Below are 13,127 nucleotides of genomic sequence, written 5' to 3' on the forward strand. Positions count from 1 at the left end.
AGTCATGACGGTGAGGATTCGCCCCGGCTGGGGGCAGGGAGGAGGAGTCGCCTTGGGAACTGTGCTCGTGACGGGGGCGAATCGCGGCATCGGCCTCGAGCTCTGCCGCCAGCTCGCAGCGCGAGGGGATCGCGTCGTCGCGGCCTGCCGCAAGACCACCGCGGCGCTCTCGGCGCTCGGCGTGAGGGTCGAGGAAGGCGTGGACGTCGCCGACGACGCCTCGGTCGCGGCGCTCGCGGGGCGGCTTGGTGACCTGTCGCTGGACCTTCTGATCAGCAATGCCGGCGTGCTCGAGCACGAGACGATCGAGGTGCTCGATCTGCGGAGCGTGCGTCGGCAGCTCGAGGTCAACGCGCTCGGGGCGCTGCGCGTGACCTCAGCGTTGCTCGACCGGCTGGGTCCTGGCGCCAAGATCGCGCTGATCAGCAGCCGCATGGGGTCGATTGGCGACAACGCCTCGGGGGGATCCTACGGCTACCGGATGTCGAAGGCGGCGCTGAACATGGCCGGCGTCTCGCTCGCGCATGATCTGCGCCCGCGGGGGATCGCGGTGGCCATCCTGCATCCGGGCTATGTGCGCACGGCGATGACGGGCGGCAAGGGCTGGGTCGATGCGCCTGCGGCCGCGGAGGGACTGCTCCGTCGCTGCGACGAGCTGACGCTCGAGAGCTCGGGCGGGTTCTGGCACGCGGAGGGGGAGCGCCTGCCCTGGTGAGCGTCGCGCCGGCAAACGGCGTGGTGAGCGCTCGCCTGCGGCGATCTTAGACCAGCCGCACGAGCACCTGATCGGCGACCGTCTTGACGGCGAAGGTCTTGAGGCGCTCGCCGGCCACGGTCAGGCATTCGCCGGTGGCCAGGTCGAAGCGCCAACCATGCCAGGGGCAGGTGAGCTCCGTACCGGAGAGGTCGCCTTCGGCGACGGGACCGGCCGCGTGCGGACAGGCGTTGCTCGTCGCATAAAAGCGATCGGCGACGCGGAAGATGGCTACGGTCTGGCCGGCGAGCTGGAGCACGCGCCGCTCGCCCTCCGCGAGGTCGGTGTCGTGCAACGCGAAGACGAATCCGCCACCGGCCGCCTGGGGCTGTCGCTCGCTGGCCTGGCGCCGTCGCGCATGGCCTTGACGCGCTGCGCGCAGCTGGTGCGCGAGCTCAAAGGGCAGGCCCGCCAGGCGGGTGGCGATATCGAGCGGATGCCGCGGCCGCTTGGCCTCGTTGAGCACGGTCGGCAGGACGACGCGCTCGGCGAACTCGCGCGCCCGACCGAGGATCTGCGTGGTCCAGGCCTCCGCGCTGAACCGGTCGACGCCGGGCGCGTCGTGGGCCGGCAGCGGTCGCGGCTCGGCACAGCAGCAGTTCGGCGCGGGCGCTGCAGGTGGCGGCTGGTGGTCGGCGCCTGCGGTGGCGGTCGGTCGCGGCGGATCCGCGCGGGAATCGTCGGTCATGGCTGTTCCTGGCGCAGGCGCGCAGGCGCGGGCTCATCCAGCGGCAGCAGGGTAGTGCCGGTGACCCGGAAGAAGACATCGGCGAGCGTCGGGTGGCGAAGGCTCACAGTCGCCAGGTGGCCCTCAGGATAGGCCTCCACCAGCCGCGGAATCAGCTCATGACCGCGAGCGTGCTCGATCACGAGCTGCTCGCCTTCGATCCAACAGCTCAAGCCGAAGCGCGCGGCGGCGTCCTCGCAGAGCGCGGGAAGCGCCGCGAGGTCGGTCGGCGCGATGACCACGGCGTCGCGCTGGGTCCGGCGCTTGAGCGCCTCCGGGTTGTCGACCAGCGCCACGCGACCGTTGGCCATGATCGCCAGCCGGTCACAGCGCTCGGCCTCCTCGGGTCGGTGCGTCGCGAGCAGGATCGTCAGACCCCGTTGCTCGCGCAGCAGCTCGAGCTGGCGCCAGGTCTGGCGGAACGAGACCTCATCGAGGCCGGCGGTTGGTTCATCGAGCAGCAGCAGACGGGGCCCGTGCAGCAGCGCTCGTGCGATGTCGAGCCGGCGCTTGAGTCCCCCCGACAGGACTCCCGCCAGGTCTTCGGCGCGCTCACTCAGCCCCGCGAGCGCCAGGGCCTCGCTGACAGCCTGGCGCGCAGGGGCCCCACGGAGTCCCTGCAGTCGCGCCGCCAGCTCAAGGTTCTGCGCCACGCTGAGCTTGAGATCGAGCGCTGGTCGCTGGAAGACGACGCCGCTGCTGCGGCGGAGCAAGCGCCGAGCGCCGGGAAGCCGCTCTCCAGCGAAGCTAATTGTGCCCTCCGTCGGCCGCAGCAGCCCGGCGATCAACGCCAGCGCCGTCGACTTGCCGCTCCCGTTCGGGCCAAGGAGCCCGAAGCACTCGCCGGGCGCGACACGTAGCGACAGGCGATCGAGCACCTGCCGCGTCCCGAAGTGGTGCGACAGCGCATGCAGTTCGAGCAGCGCTTCGGCCACGGGCGCCGCGGCGCTCGGGCTCTCGAGCGGGGAAGCGATCATGGCAGTATCACCTGGAGTGCAAGGCCCGCCCAGAGCACGGGCAGGTAAAGCAAAGTGGCCGCGAAAAAGGAGCGAGCCCCGCGCGGGCCGCTGCGCGGGCCAAGACAGGCCAAGCCCCGCCAGAGCAAGAGGGCGCCTCCGGCGAGGAGCAGTGCACGGCTTGGCAGGCGCAGGCCACCGAAGTCACCCACGGCGAGGGCGAGCGGGAGCAAGAGCGCAGTGGTCAGCAGGGCATAGCGGCGCGCGCCGTCGGCGCCGATCACCAGCGGCAGGGCCCGGATGCCGGCGCGCGCGTACTCGGCGCTGCGGTAGAGCGCAATCGAGGCGAAGTGCGGGAGCTGCCAGCAGGCCATCAGCGCAAAGAGCGCGAAGCCCGCCGCACCGAGGCTGCCCTTGCTCGCGGTCCAGCCGATCAGTGCGGGCATGGCGCCAGCCACGGCGCCGACGAGCAGCGCGTGGTGGCTGATCCGCTTGAGCGGGGTGTAGGCCAGGACGTAGATCGCGAGGGCCAGGGCGGCCAGCAGCGCTGTCAGTGGGTTCACGACGAGCGCGAGGAGGGACAGGCCGACCGTCAGGCAAACGAGCGCCAAGAGCAGCGCGGAGCGCACGCGCAGGCGACCCGCGGGCAGCGGGCGGTGCCGGGTGCGTTGCATCAGGCGATCGGTGTCGCGCTCGACGACCATGTTCAGCGTGTTGGCTGCCGCGACGGCCAGGCCGGTGCCGACGACCACCGCGCCGCATTCGCCCCAGCGAGTCGCGCCGCCCGCCAGCCAGAGTCCGGAGGCTGTTTCGCCCGCGCAGAAGGCGACGATACCGGGCTTGGTCAGCGCGATCAGATCGTGGGTCGTGCGCAGCAGCAGACCCGGCGCGGCGCGGCCTCGCGGAAGCACCTCCTCGGCGCTCGCCAGCCCGCCGAGCCCCTGGTTTGCGCGCGCGCTCAGCACCCGGTCACCGTGTTTTGGCTCGCGCCGCTGCTGCGAGGCGGCCAGGCCGGGCGGATCAGGTCGAGGTGCACGACGGTCGTGGCTCCGAGCAGCAGCGCACCACCCGCGAGGTGCAGGGCAGCGGGGAGGACGCCGATGCCGGTCATCACCGTTGCGGCTCCGAGCAGGACCTGAGTCAAGGCCAGCCAGGGAATCGCCAGGGCGGTGATCCGGGCCAGGCGGCGCCGCAGCAGCGCGGCGTGGCGCTGGGCGATCACGGCCACGGCGACCGTCGCGAAGGCGAGCAGCACGGCGAAGATGCGGTGCAACATGTGCAGCTGCTGGAGTGACGCCTCGGGCCAAAGGGTGAAGCCGTCGCAAAGCAGCGGGTCGGTGCCGCAGAGGCGGCCGGCGTGGAGGTGGCGGACGAGCGCACCGAGCAAGAGCTGGCCGTAGATCGCGACCCAGAGCGCTGCCACCGCCACCGAGGGACCGAGCGTCGGGCCGCCGTTCGGCGCCTCCGCAGCGCTGGCGCGCAGCGCGCGGCAGAGCGTGCCCCCGCAGTAGGCGCGAAACGACAAATAGATCAGCAGCGAAAAGAAGACCATCGAGAGCGCGAGGTGCGCGACCGAGACGACAGGGGGTAGCCGCAGCACGACGGTCAGGCCACCAAGCACGCCCTGGCCGATCACCGCGGCCACGGCGACCAGCCCGAGCCAGCTACCACCGCGGTCGTCCTGGCGGCGCCGCCAGAGGAGGAGCGCGAGGACGCAGGTGAAGATCCCGACCGCGGTGGCCAGCAGCCGATGCGAGTGCTCGAAGAGCACGCCGCCCTCCATCGCTGGGAAGACCAGGCCGTGGCAGAGGGGCCAGTCGGGGCAGGCGAGCGAAGATCCGCTGGGATTGACAGTGCCGCCGACGACCAAGAGCAGGAAGGTCGCTGCGGTGGTGAACAACCCCCAGAAGAAGGCCGGCCGATTGGTGGGCGGGGTAGGGGGGAGGCTATGTGGCCTCATGGCGTGCCAGCTCCTGAGCGACAGCTCGCTGCGAGCATGCGATAGGCCTCGACGCAGTTCTTGTTGCCGCGCCGGCCATGGGCTCCGTGTTTGGCGCAACGCCGAAACACGACGCGTGGGTCCTCGATCGTTTGCCCCAGTGCGCGGCAGTCAGCGCTCCGGTCGGTCGCACGCAGGCAGGCGTTGACGACCCGCGAAACGCTGGCATCGCAGAGATCGAGCAGGGCCGAGCAGTGCTGCGTCCACTGCAGCGCCGCATCGATGCAGCCCTCGGCACTCACTTGCGTTCCGCGTTGGCCGAGGGTGACCAGCGCAGCGCGCAGCTCCACCTCTGCCTGGCGATAGCGCCAGTAGCTGAAGCCACCGAGCAGGATCGACAGCAGGCCGATTGTTGCCAGCAGCCAGCGCAACGACCGATCGCCGGGTTCGCGCTGCGCGACCGCCATTTCCATGCAACCGAGCTCCCCGCCCGGCGTGGATCGCGCGCGGCATGCGCGCCGCTTGCCACGCGCGGGATCGGCCAGCGTCAGCCGACCGCGCCCCGGGCGGAGGCACTTTAGCCTGCTCGTCAAGCTTGGCAAGGGCCGAGGCACGCCACGCTCTGTGCACGCGCCCCGCGCGCCGGCCAGGCGCCGGCCAGGCAGGCTCTCGCCGAGCCGCTGCTACTCGCTAGCGGTCTCGGGCTCCATGTAGGGGTAGCGATAGTCGCGCGGCGGCGCGAGGTTCTCTTTGATGACGCGCGGCGTCAGCCAGCGCAGCAGGTTGGTTGGGCTGCCCGCTTTGTCGTTGGTTCCCGAGGCCCGCGCGCCACCGAAGGGCTGCTGGCCGACGACCGCGCCGGTGGGCTTGTCGTTGATGTAGAAGTTCCCCGCGGCGTGGCGCAGGCGCGCCAGCGCGAGGCCGATGGCCGCCTGGTCGCGTGCGAAGATCGCACCCGTCAGCCCGAAAGGTGAGGTCTGGTCGCAGAGCGACAAGGTGTCCTCGTAGGCGCCGTCCTCGTAGACGTGGCAGGTCAAGACTGGGCCGAAGATCTCCTCTGTCATCAGCCGCGAGCCCGGGTTCGTGCTCTCGATCAGGGTCGGTTGGACGAAGAAGCCCTCGGCGTCGGAGAGCGTGCCGCCGGCGACGATCCTGCAGCCGGGCGTGACGCGGGCCAACGCGAGGTAGTCATGGATGTTGGCCCAGGCGTGCCGGTTGATCACGGCGCCGACGAAGCTCTTGAAGTCGCAGGGGTCGCCCACGGGAAGGGCCGTAATCGCCTCGCCGAGCCGAGCCTCGAGGCGCGTCCAGAGCGAGCGCGGGAGATAGGCGCGTGAGACGGCCGAGCACTTCTGCCCCTGATACTCGAAGGCGCCCCGGATCAGCGCAGTTATCAACGCGTCCTCGTCGGCGGACGGATGAGCGACGATGAAGTCCTTGCCACCGGTTTCGCCGACGAGACGAGGATAGTTGCGATAACGCGCGATCTGCGCGCCGACCTCGCGCCAGATCGCGTTGAAGCTCGGTGTGCTGCCCGTGAAGTGCACGCCGGCGAGGTTGACGTCGGCGAGCGCCGCAGGCCCAATGGTCCGACCCTCGCCCGGGAGCAGATTGATCACCCCAGGCGGTAGGCCCGCAGCGGTCAGCAACTCGAGCAGGTAATGCGCGGCGAGCGTGGCCTCGTGGGCCGGTTTCCACAGCACCACATTGCCCAGCAGCGCGGGTGCTGTCGCCAGGTTGCCCGTGATCGAGGTGAAGTTGAAGGGCGTGATCGCCAGCACGAAGCCCTCGAGCGGGCGCCAGTCAGCGTAGTTCCAGCAACCGGGAGGCGAATGCGGCTGCTGCTGAAAGAGCTCTTCGGCGAAGTGGGGATTGAAGCGCCAGAAGTCGATCAGCTCGCACGCGGCGTCGATCTCGGCCTGGTGGGGGGTCTTGCTCTGCGCCAGCATCGTCGCCGCGTTGACCTTAGCGCGCCAGTGCGTGGCCAGCAGCTCGGCCGCCCGGAGGAAGATCGCCGCGCGCTCGGCCCAGGGCGTGCGGGACCAGGCGGGCCAGGCGGTCGCTGCCGCGGCGATCGCCTGCGCCACATGGTCGGGCTCGGCGGTATGGACCTGGGCCAGGACATGCGCATGCTGATGCGGGCAGACGAGCGGGCGCCGGCGTGCCCCAGCGATCGCGCGGCCGCCGATGACGAGCGGGATCTCGACGACGGTCGACCGCTGTGTTGCTAGCTCGCTGCGCAGTGCGCGTCGCTCGGCGCTGCCCGGTGCATGGGTCTGGACCGCCTCGTTGCTGGGCGGAGGAACGCGGGTCTGCGCCTGGATCATCTTCGCCTCCCGGTGCGCGCGGGCGACCCTGCGCCGTCGCTCAGCGCCGAAACGAATGCCCCACTCGCGCCTCGAGCCCCCAGCCTTCGTCGTGCGTCAGGGCAGCGGCCTGCCGCTCGATGGCTCCCGTCCGACGGGAAGGGCAACGCGACGCCGCCTCATGCCAATAGCAGCACGATCGCGGCGGCTTGTGAAAGGGTCTTCAGCGCGCGGGTGGTTGACCCGAGGGGGCGTGGGGGGGCTGGGCCCTGCGATCGGAGGGCCTGCAGGAGCCCCACGCGCGGGTGGGGCCGACGCGGCCTTCAGGGCGTCTCGCTGCGCGCCAGCGCCGGCTGCCAGCCGTTCTCGAAGAGCGCGAGATCGTCGTCGAAGGAGGCGTCCATCGGCATGCGGAACATGCCGCGCAGCAGCCGGTCGAGCGTGTCCGGAAGGTATTTGACCCAGAGCTTGATCGGTACGTCAGTGATCTCGCCATCCGAGGGAGAGATGCAGAGCGCGAGGATCAGGTCCATCAGGTAGAGCACGTTGGTCGCCAAATGCGAATGGTAGTCGCGGACGGCGCGCTGCTTGAAAATACGCTCCTCGTGCATGCTGATGCAGATCTCGGACTCGAGGAACTCCTGGTAGCTCGAGACGATGATCTCCAGCAGCACGTGATCCTCTGCGGTGTCGAGGAAGCGTGCATAGGCCCCCGGCACCTGCGCGGGGTCGAAGCCTCGGGTGCGAAGCACCTCGAGCGCGGGGCCCGCGGGGGCACGCTGCTGGAGCAGCGTGCGCGGTATCGTGTAGGCGACGCGCAGGTTGGTGGCGTTATAGCGTCCGCTGTGGCGCTCGACCTCGAGCAGTCGACATTGGTCGCTGCTGTTGAGGATGCGAATCAGGCGATCCTGTTGGTCTCCCTCGGTCACCAGCTTGATGCCGACGACGTCAGGGATCGAGAGGATCGGGAACTCCTCCTGGATGGTCCCTTGGCGGATCATGTTGAGCAGCCGGCGCTCGGCCCGGAGGAACTCGGCGACCTGCTCTTCCTGGGGCGTAATCAGCTGGTGCTTGGGAATGCCCAGCTTGCGGGCCCGTTCCTCGGCGAGCGCGTCGGCGCTGGCGCGGATACGCTCCAGCATGTAGTCGACGATCTGCCGGCTGCCCTTCTCCGCAATGCGCCGGAAGCGCTTGATCCGCGTCGAGCCCGCATAGAGCGGCGTGCCGTCGGGCCGGGGAACGTAATAGGCCCGCCCGTCGAAGGGGCTCTCACGGTAGTAGTCCTCGGGGAACTCGCGATAGGCCCGGAAGAGCTCTTCGATCCGCGGGTTGGAGTAGCGCGGGGTGCGGACGATGAAGTCCTTGAGCTGGCCCTTGTTCTTACATACCAGGCTCTGCGGCACGCTGCCGTAGAGCTGCTGCAGCAAGCTCGTCGTCAGCTGGTCCGCCCACAGGCGCGTGACGTAGCTGTTGAAGTTGACGATCTCTTTGAGCTTGTGAGCATCCTCCGGACGTGGCTTGTTGACCATCCAGCGCGAGACGACCTCGGCTAGTTGGACCCGGTGGACGAAGCTCTCAAGGTAGAGCATTGCGGCAGATGGTTAGCATTTCGTCGCGGATGTGTCGAGGGGCGCCGACGAGCAGCTCACAATGGGTGGCGAGCATGGTGCAAGGGAAACGCTATCAACTGGTCGCCTTCGATGTCGATGGGACGCTCGTGGCGAGCGGAAAGGGCCAGGTCGTCTGGGAGATCTTCAACGAGCACTTCTGCGGCGATCGCGCGAGCAACGCGATGCGCGGGCTAGCCTTCGAGGAGAGGCACATTACCTACGCCGAATGGGTCGGCCTCGACGTCAGCGACTGGATGCTCGCCGGCGCGACGCGAGCGCAGATGGAGCGGCTGATCCTCGAGCGCCTGGTGCTGACCCCCGGTGCGGCGGAGACCGTGCGCCGCTTGCGCGCGCATGGCCTTCGGTTGGCGGTGATCAGCGGCACGCTCGACCTTACGCTGGAGCTGCTCTTTCCGGGTCATCCCTTTGAGGTCGTGTACACGAACCAGCTCTACTTTGACGCGGCGGGGCGTGTCGATGACTGGCGTGCGACGCACTTCGACAACGCGGGCAAGGCGCAGGCCTTGCGTCAAATCGCGCGGCAGATGGCGGTGCCGCTCGAACGGACGGTCTTCGTCGGCGACCACCTCAATGACCTCGAGGTGATGCGTGCGGCGGGCCTGGCCATCGCCTTTGAGCCCAAGCATCCGTCGGTCAGCGCGATCGCCGATGCCGAGGTGCACGGGGATCTAGGTGGTGTGCTGCGGCTGCTCGGGATCGAGTGAGCGGCGTCGCGCCGCTCTGCGCTCCTGGCGCGCTCAGGGCGCTGGCCTAGTGGCCTAGTGGCCTAGTGGCCTAATCGCCTAAGGGCCTAATGGGCCGACGCGACCAAGGCCAACGCCACCACCGCCAACGCCAGGACGAAGCCGACCAGCGGCCAGAGCCAGGGGCGATTCGTTGTCGCGCCCTTGCGCTTGCCTGAGCTGCCCGTCGATGCGCTGGCGGCCGTTGGTCGCGGGCGCCGCGAGCGTCCTGCGCCAGCGGTCGCGGGGTTCACGGTGCTTGGCGTGTTGCCGGTCGCAGCGCGACGGCTCTTGCCGCGGGCGCGCGTCCGTCGTCGCCCCCGAGGCGCCAAGTCCTGCGCCGGCACCGCCGCTGAGGGCTCCGGCTCGGCCGCCACGCCGCCCACCGGCGCTGTCTGCGCGGGGGCCTCGTCGGGCGGTGGCGTCGGCTCCGCTCTCAGCGCGGGCGCCTCTCGCGGTCCATCACCGTCGTCCCAGCCGTCGTCGATGCTCCGCCATTGATCCGTCATGCTCGCAGCCTAGCGCAAAGGTTCACGCTATGCCCACTTCCTGCCGCGACGGCCGCGGGCGTCGCGGGGCGAGGCGCGGTCGGTCGCGCCTTGCCTTTGCCGAGGGCGAGCTTGGTTGCCGTGAGCCCCCAGCGTATGCTCGGGTCCAGAGGGAGGGCGGAGCATGCAAACGGCCGGCGAGGTGATGCAGGAGGCGCGCAGCGTCAGTCCAACGCTCTCGGTGCAGGACCTCGCCCGACTGCTGCTGGAGGAGCAGTTGGACGGCGTTTGCGTCGTCGCGGAGGACGGCGCGCTGGTCGGGGTGGTTACGTCGATGGATCTGATCTTCCAGGAGAAGCAGCTGCACCTGCCGACCTTCTTCATGCTGCTCGACGGCGTGCTGCCGCTCGACGCTCCGTGGCGCGCCGAGCGTGAGCTCGACAAGATCAGCGGTGCGGAGGTCGCGGATATCATGACGGCAGATCCCGTCGCCGTCGCCAAGGACACGCCGCTCGACCAGGTGGCGACGCTGATGGTCGAGCGTCACATCAGTATCCTCCCCGTAGTTGCGGACGACCGCCTGATCGGGGTGGTCACCAAGCCGGCGATGTTGCGTGCGGCCTTCAGCGCCCTGGCTGCCGGCTGAGCGGGGGCGCCGCGGCGCGCAGGGCCTCGAGCCGATCGAGCCGTTGACGCGCCAGCGCGGGGCAGCGCGGTAGGGTCAGCGCGCGACGCAGCCATCCTTCAGCAAGGCGCCGATCGCCGCGTTGCTCGGCGAGGTTCGCCAACTCGAGGTAGGGCGGTGCGTAGCGCGGGTCGAGGGCAATCGCGCGGGCAAACGCCCGCTCGGCCTGCGCGAGTTGATACTGACGAGCGGCCTCGCCCGAGCGCGGCGTGGAGGCGCCCGCCTGAATCTGCCACCACCGGCCGAGATTTGACCAGCTTGGCGCCAGGCGCGGGCCGTGGGTGAGCGCGCGATCGAGCAGTCGCTTGGCCAGCTGGAGCTGGCCCTGTTCGATTGCCAGCGCGGCGAGCTGACCATTGGCAAGCGGATGATCGGGGTCGGCCTCGACCACGTGCCGCCAGAGCGTGAGGTCGTTCCGCCAGACCTCGAGGTAGCGCTGCGTCTGCGCGGCGCAGAGCGCCGCAGCCAACGCCGCCGCGACGAGCAGGGCACGGCGCACCCGTGGCGCGGCGGCGTGCATCAGCGCGCCGAGCGTCAGCGCGGCCAAGGCCAGCGGCAGGTAGAGAAACCGGTCGGCGCGCGGCTGCGCCACCCTGACGATGCCGGCGGTCGGGAGCAGGGCGAGCCAGGCGCAGAGGCTCAGCGGAAAGGCGGCCACGGGCGCAGCGAGCGTGCGGCGCCGGAGCGTCAGGGCGATGCGCGCGATCAGCGCTGTCGTCAGCGTGAGGCCGATCCAGGTTGCCGGCTGGGCCCAGACTGTCCCGGGCGCGTCGCGGTAGCTCGGCGACAGCGCCACCGGGGCGGCGAGGCGCGCCAGCGCCTCTGCCGGTGCCGCCAAGACGCTGCCGATCCGCTCGCCGAGGCCCGCTGCGCCGCCGCTGCTGATGATCCCGCTGCGCCGGCCGATCTCCAGGCTCAGCAGCGCCCATCCTGCGGCGAGGGCGCCGAGGCCCAGCAGCGGCCAGCGCTCCCGCCGCTGTTGGGGCGCCGGGAAGCAACGCCAGACCAATACCGCGGCGAGCAAGGGCACGACGATCGCCGGGGCCTTGCTCCCCAGCGCGGCGAGGGTGGCCAGCAGAAACGTGGCGCGCGCGCCGGCGGCCGCCAAGCCCTCGCGCTTGCGCAGGTGGAGCAGCGCGAGCAGCGCGAGCAGCGTGCAGCTGCCGTAGAGCAGGTCCTTGCGCGCGCTGATCCAGGCCGTCGGCTCGACCGCCAGGGGGTGCAAGGCGAAGAGCGCCGCCGCAGCCAACGCGGGACCAGCGCCGGTTCCGAGCGCGCGCGCGAGACCGAAGAGCAAGAGCACCGCGCTCAGGTGGAGGCCGAGGTTGGTGAGGTGGAAGGCGTGCGGCTCGAGTCCCGCGCGCCAGGCGTCGAGGCCGTAGCTGAGATCGCGCAGCGGGAGGTACTCCCAGCTTCGGCCGGCGAGGGCCTCCCGCGGCGAGAGCAGCGCTCTCCAGGCCCCTCGGTTGCCGGCCGCGATGCGCTGCAGTGCTGCTCGCTCGCTGACGTAGATGCCGTCGTCCCAGTGGAGGAAGGGGTAGCGGGCCACGGGGGCGTAGAGCAGGCCGGTGATCGCCAGCAGGCCCAGCACTGGCAGGGCGCTCGCGGCCCGCCGGAGGGCTCTCTTCGCGGAGCTAGGTCGGACCGACGCCATGGCTGCTCATTTGGAGCTGAAGTGGTCGTCCTTGTCGGCGAAGAGCACGTTGAAGGTCGTCAGCGTGCCGTAGCAGCGCGAGAGGTAGCCCTGGAGCTCGACCTTATCAGTCTCGGTGAGCTTCTCGTGGCCGTTGAGCTTCGCCTCGAGGACGCGCAGTCGATCGCGAATCATCACGATCTTGTGGAAGAGCTGTTCGAGGGGCACTTCCTTGCTCTGCAGCGTCGTGTCGGCCGGTTGCAGCACGAGCGTCCCGCCCTCCCAGCGGCGCGCCAGCTCGGGATAGCCAAAGAGCGTCTCCTCGGTCAGCAGCTCACGCAGCACCTGCTTGAGACCATCGCGGTCCATCGTGATCTCTCCTGTGGTGTCACCGCGGGTCGGCTGGCGCAGCGTTGCGCGGGCGGGGCGCCGTGCTGCGTCGCCCCCGCTGCTGCCTCCGCGCGCCGCAGCCGCGGCCGCGCGACCGCGCGACACCGCTCGAGGTGGCAAGGCTACCGCGTCGACGCGGTCGGCCCGCACCTGGAAGGTGTGGCAGTAGGGAAGGGTTTCAGGGATCGAACCCAGCTCGGGTCGAAAGCGACATCGCCCGCGTCGTCGCCCCTCTGCGTCACGCGTTTCGGCCGCAAAGGCCACGCAGTCGGCACAGGTGGGCGCTGGTCGTTCGCTCATCGGCTCGGACGATAGCGGCACCCGCCGGCGCGGGCAAGCACAGCCAAGAGGCACAGCCCACTGGCGCAGCCAGCCGGAAGACCCCCCCACTCGAAGACCAAGCTGGAACGCCCAGCGGGCAGGGAGGCCGACCGAGAGCGGGGGCCCGCGGCCCAGCAGGCGTCAGCAGAGCGCCGCCGCGCCGCCGTGGTACCGTGGAACCCATGATGGCTCCGGTAGGCCGCCGAGCGTGGTTGCAGCGCGCGGGGGCGTTGGCCCCGCTACTGCTTGCGGGCTGCGTGCGGGCGGGCTTTGCGCCGGCTGGGACCTCCACGCCTTGCGACGCGACGCGGAGCCACTGCGATGGCGGGGGCTCGCTGCCCGCGGACGCGGCGGCCGAGGGCCCTCGGCGCGATGTGGGGATCCGGGCCGACCGGAGCGCCGCCGCAGACGCGAGTACGGTCGATCGAGGCGTCGACGCTGCTGACGCGCGAGGCGCCTTGACGCTCGTGGCCAGTCCTGCCTCGCAACTTGCCGGAATCGGCCAGGCGCTGGCGCGCAACGGCAGCGTGCTGGGCCTGGGGATCTCCGAGGGCGAGGGATGGCCTCGAGCTCTT

13 protein-coding genes are annotated in these 13,127 nt (G+C 70.4%); 3 read left to right on the plus strand and 10 right to left on the minus strand.

Translation table 11 applies throughout. The features are described from left to right. The first annotated feature begins 52 nt into the window (after positions 1-52). Positions 53-715, plus strand: coding sequence for an SDR family oxidoreductase (locus tag IPL40_16175; protein ID MBK8482675.1), 663 nt, complete (start codon positions 53-55; stop codon positions 713-715). 46 nt (positions 716-761) lie between these two features. Here the strand turns inward: IPL40_16175 and IPL40_16180 are convergent, their stop codons facing one another. The 7 genes from IPL40_16180 to IPL40_16210 all read right to left on the minus strand — a co-directional run bounded on the left by IPL40_16180 (position 762) and on the right by IPL40_16210 (position 8,271). Then, positions 762-1,442, minus strand: coding sequence for a Rieske 2Fe-2S domain-containing protein (locus IPL40_16180; protein ID MBK8482676.1), 681 nt, complete (start codon positions 1,440-1,442; stop codon positions 762-764). Then, positions 1,439-2,458 (minus strand): ABC transporter ATP-binding protein, encoded by a 1,020-nt coding sequence (locus IPL40_16185; GenBank protein ID MBK8482677.1) that lies wholly within the window; start codon positions 2,456-2,458, stop codon positions 1,439-1,441. The genes IPL40_16180 and IPL40_16185 overlap by 4 nt, the downstream gene beginning before the upstream one ends. After that, complete coding sequence (cyoE, locus tag IPL40_16190; protein ID MBK8482678.1) at positions 2,455-3,402, minus strand: protoheme IX farnesyltransferase; 948 nt, start codon at positions 3,400-3,402, stop codon at positions 2,455-2,457. The genes IPL40_16185 and cyoE overlap by 4 nt, the downstream gene beginning before the upstream one ends. Continuing rightward, positions 3,396-4,397, minus strand: coding sequence for a heme A synthase (locus tag IPL40_16195; protein ID MBK8482679.1), 1,002 nt, complete (start codon positions 4,395-4,397; stop codon positions 3,396-3,398). The genes cyoE and IPL40_16195 overlap by 7 nt, the downstream gene beginning before the upstream one ends. After that, complete coding sequence (locus IPL40_16200; protein ID MBK8482680.1) at positions 4,394-4,849, minus strand: hypothetical protein; 456 nt, start codon at positions 4,847-4,849, stop codon at positions 4,394-4,396. The genes IPL40_16195 and IPL40_16200 overlap by 4 nt, the downstream gene beginning before the upstream one ends. A 210-nt stretch (positions 4,850-5,059) precedes the next feature. After that, a complete protein-coding gene (gene pruA / locus IPL40_16205) occupies positions 5,060-6,703 on the minus strand; it encodes an L-glutamate gamma-semialdehyde dehydrogenase (GenBank protein ID MBK8482681.1) in 1,644 nt (547 codons plus the stop codon). A 302-nt stretch (positions 6,704-7,005) separates the two neighbouring features. After that, entirely contained in the window at positions 7,006-8,271 is a 1,266-nt protein-coding gene (locus tag IPL40_16210) for a hypothetical protein (GenBank protein ID MBK8482682.1), read from the minus strand. 74 nt (positions 8,272-8,345) lie between these two features. Here IPL40_16210 and IPL40_16215 point away from each other — a divergent pair, with 74 nt between their 5' ends. After that, positions 8,346-9,017: an HAD family phosphatase gene (locus IPL40_16215; protein MBK8482683.1), complete on the plus strand. Its 672-nt coding sequence runs from the start codon at positions 8,346-8,348 to the stop codon at positions 9,015-9,017. A gap of 86 nt (positions 9,018-9,103) precedes the next feature. Here the strand turns inward: IPL40_16215 and IPL40_16220 are convergent, their stop codons facing one another. Then, positions 9,104-9,544: a hypothetical protein gene (locus IPL40_16220; protein ID MBK8482684.1), complete on the minus strand. Its 441-nt coding sequence runs from the start codon at positions 9,542-9,544 to the stop codon at positions 9,104-9,106. Between the two features lie 163 nt (positions 9,545-9,707). Here IPL40_16220 and IPL40_16225 point away from each other — a divergent pair, with 163 nt between their 5' ends. Then, positions 9,708-10,169, plus strand: coding sequence for a CBS domain-containing protein (locus IPL40_16225; protein ID MBK8482685.1), 462 nt, complete (start codon positions 9,708-9,710; stop codon positions 10,167-10,169). Here IPL40_16225 and IPL40_16230 read toward each other — a convergent pair. Together IPL40_16230 and IPL40_16235 are read right to left on the minus strand one after the other, a co-directional pair. Continuing rightward, positions 10,147-11,799 (minus strand): hypothetical protein, encoded by a 1,653-nt coding sequence (locus tag IPL40_16230; protein MBK8482686.1) that lies wholly within the window; start codon positions 11,797-11,799, stop codon positions 10,147-10,149. The two genes, IPL40_16225 and IPL40_16230, sit on opposite strands and share 23 nt — an antisense overlap. Before the next feature lie 69 nt (positions 11,800-11,868). Then, a complete protein-coding gene (locus IPL40_16235) occupies positions 11,869-12,531 on the minus strand; it encodes a hypothetical protein (protein ID MBK8482687.1) in 663 nt (220 codons plus the stop codon). Positions 12,532-13,127: the final 596 nt, after the last annotated feature.

This window comes from Pseudomonadota bacterium (genome assembly GCA_016711215.1).
Taxonomy (GTDB): domain Bacteria; phylum Myxococcota_A; class Polyangia.

Coding starts and splice junctions, on each gene's coding strand:
- IPL40_16210 (MBK8482682.1), bottom strand. CDS start 8,271: ATGCTCTACCTTGAGAGCTTCGTCCACCGGGTCCAACTAGCCGAGGTC.
- IPL40_16225 (MBK8482685.1), top strand. CDS start 9,708: ATGCAAACGGCCGGCGAGGTGATGCAGGAGGCGCGCAGCGTCAGTCCA.
- IPL40_16195 (MBK8482679.1), bottom strand. CDS start 4,397: ATGAGGCCACATAGCCTCCCCCCTACCCCGCCCACCAATCGGCCGGCC.
- IPL40_16185 (MBK8482677.1), bottom strand. CDS start 2,458: ATGATCGCTTCCCCGCTCGAGAGCCCGAGCGCCGCGGCGCCCGTGGCC.
- IPL40_16215 (MBK8482683.1), top strand. CDS start 8,346: ATGGTGCAAGGGAAACGCTATCAACTGGTCGCCTTCGATGTCGATGGG.
- IPL40_16180 (MBK8482676.1), bottom strand. CDS start 1,442: ATGACCGACGATTCCCGCGCGGATCCGCCGCGACCGACCGCCACCGCA.
- pruA (MBK8482681.1), bottom strand. CDS start 6,703: ATGATCCAGGCGCAGACCCGCGTTCCTCCGCCCAGCAACGAGGCGGTC.
- IPL40_16235 (MBK8482687.1), bottom strand. CDS start 12,531: ATGAGCGAACGACCAGCGCCCACCTGTGCCGACTGCGTGGCCTTTGCG.
- IPL40_16200 (MBK8482680.1), bottom strand. CDS start 4,849: ATGGAAATGGCGGTCGCGCAGCGCGAACCCGGCGATCGGTCGTTGCGC.
- IPL40_16220 (MBK8482684.1), bottom strand. CDS start 9,544: ATGACGGATCAATGGCGGAGCATCGACGACGGCTGGGACGACGGTGAT.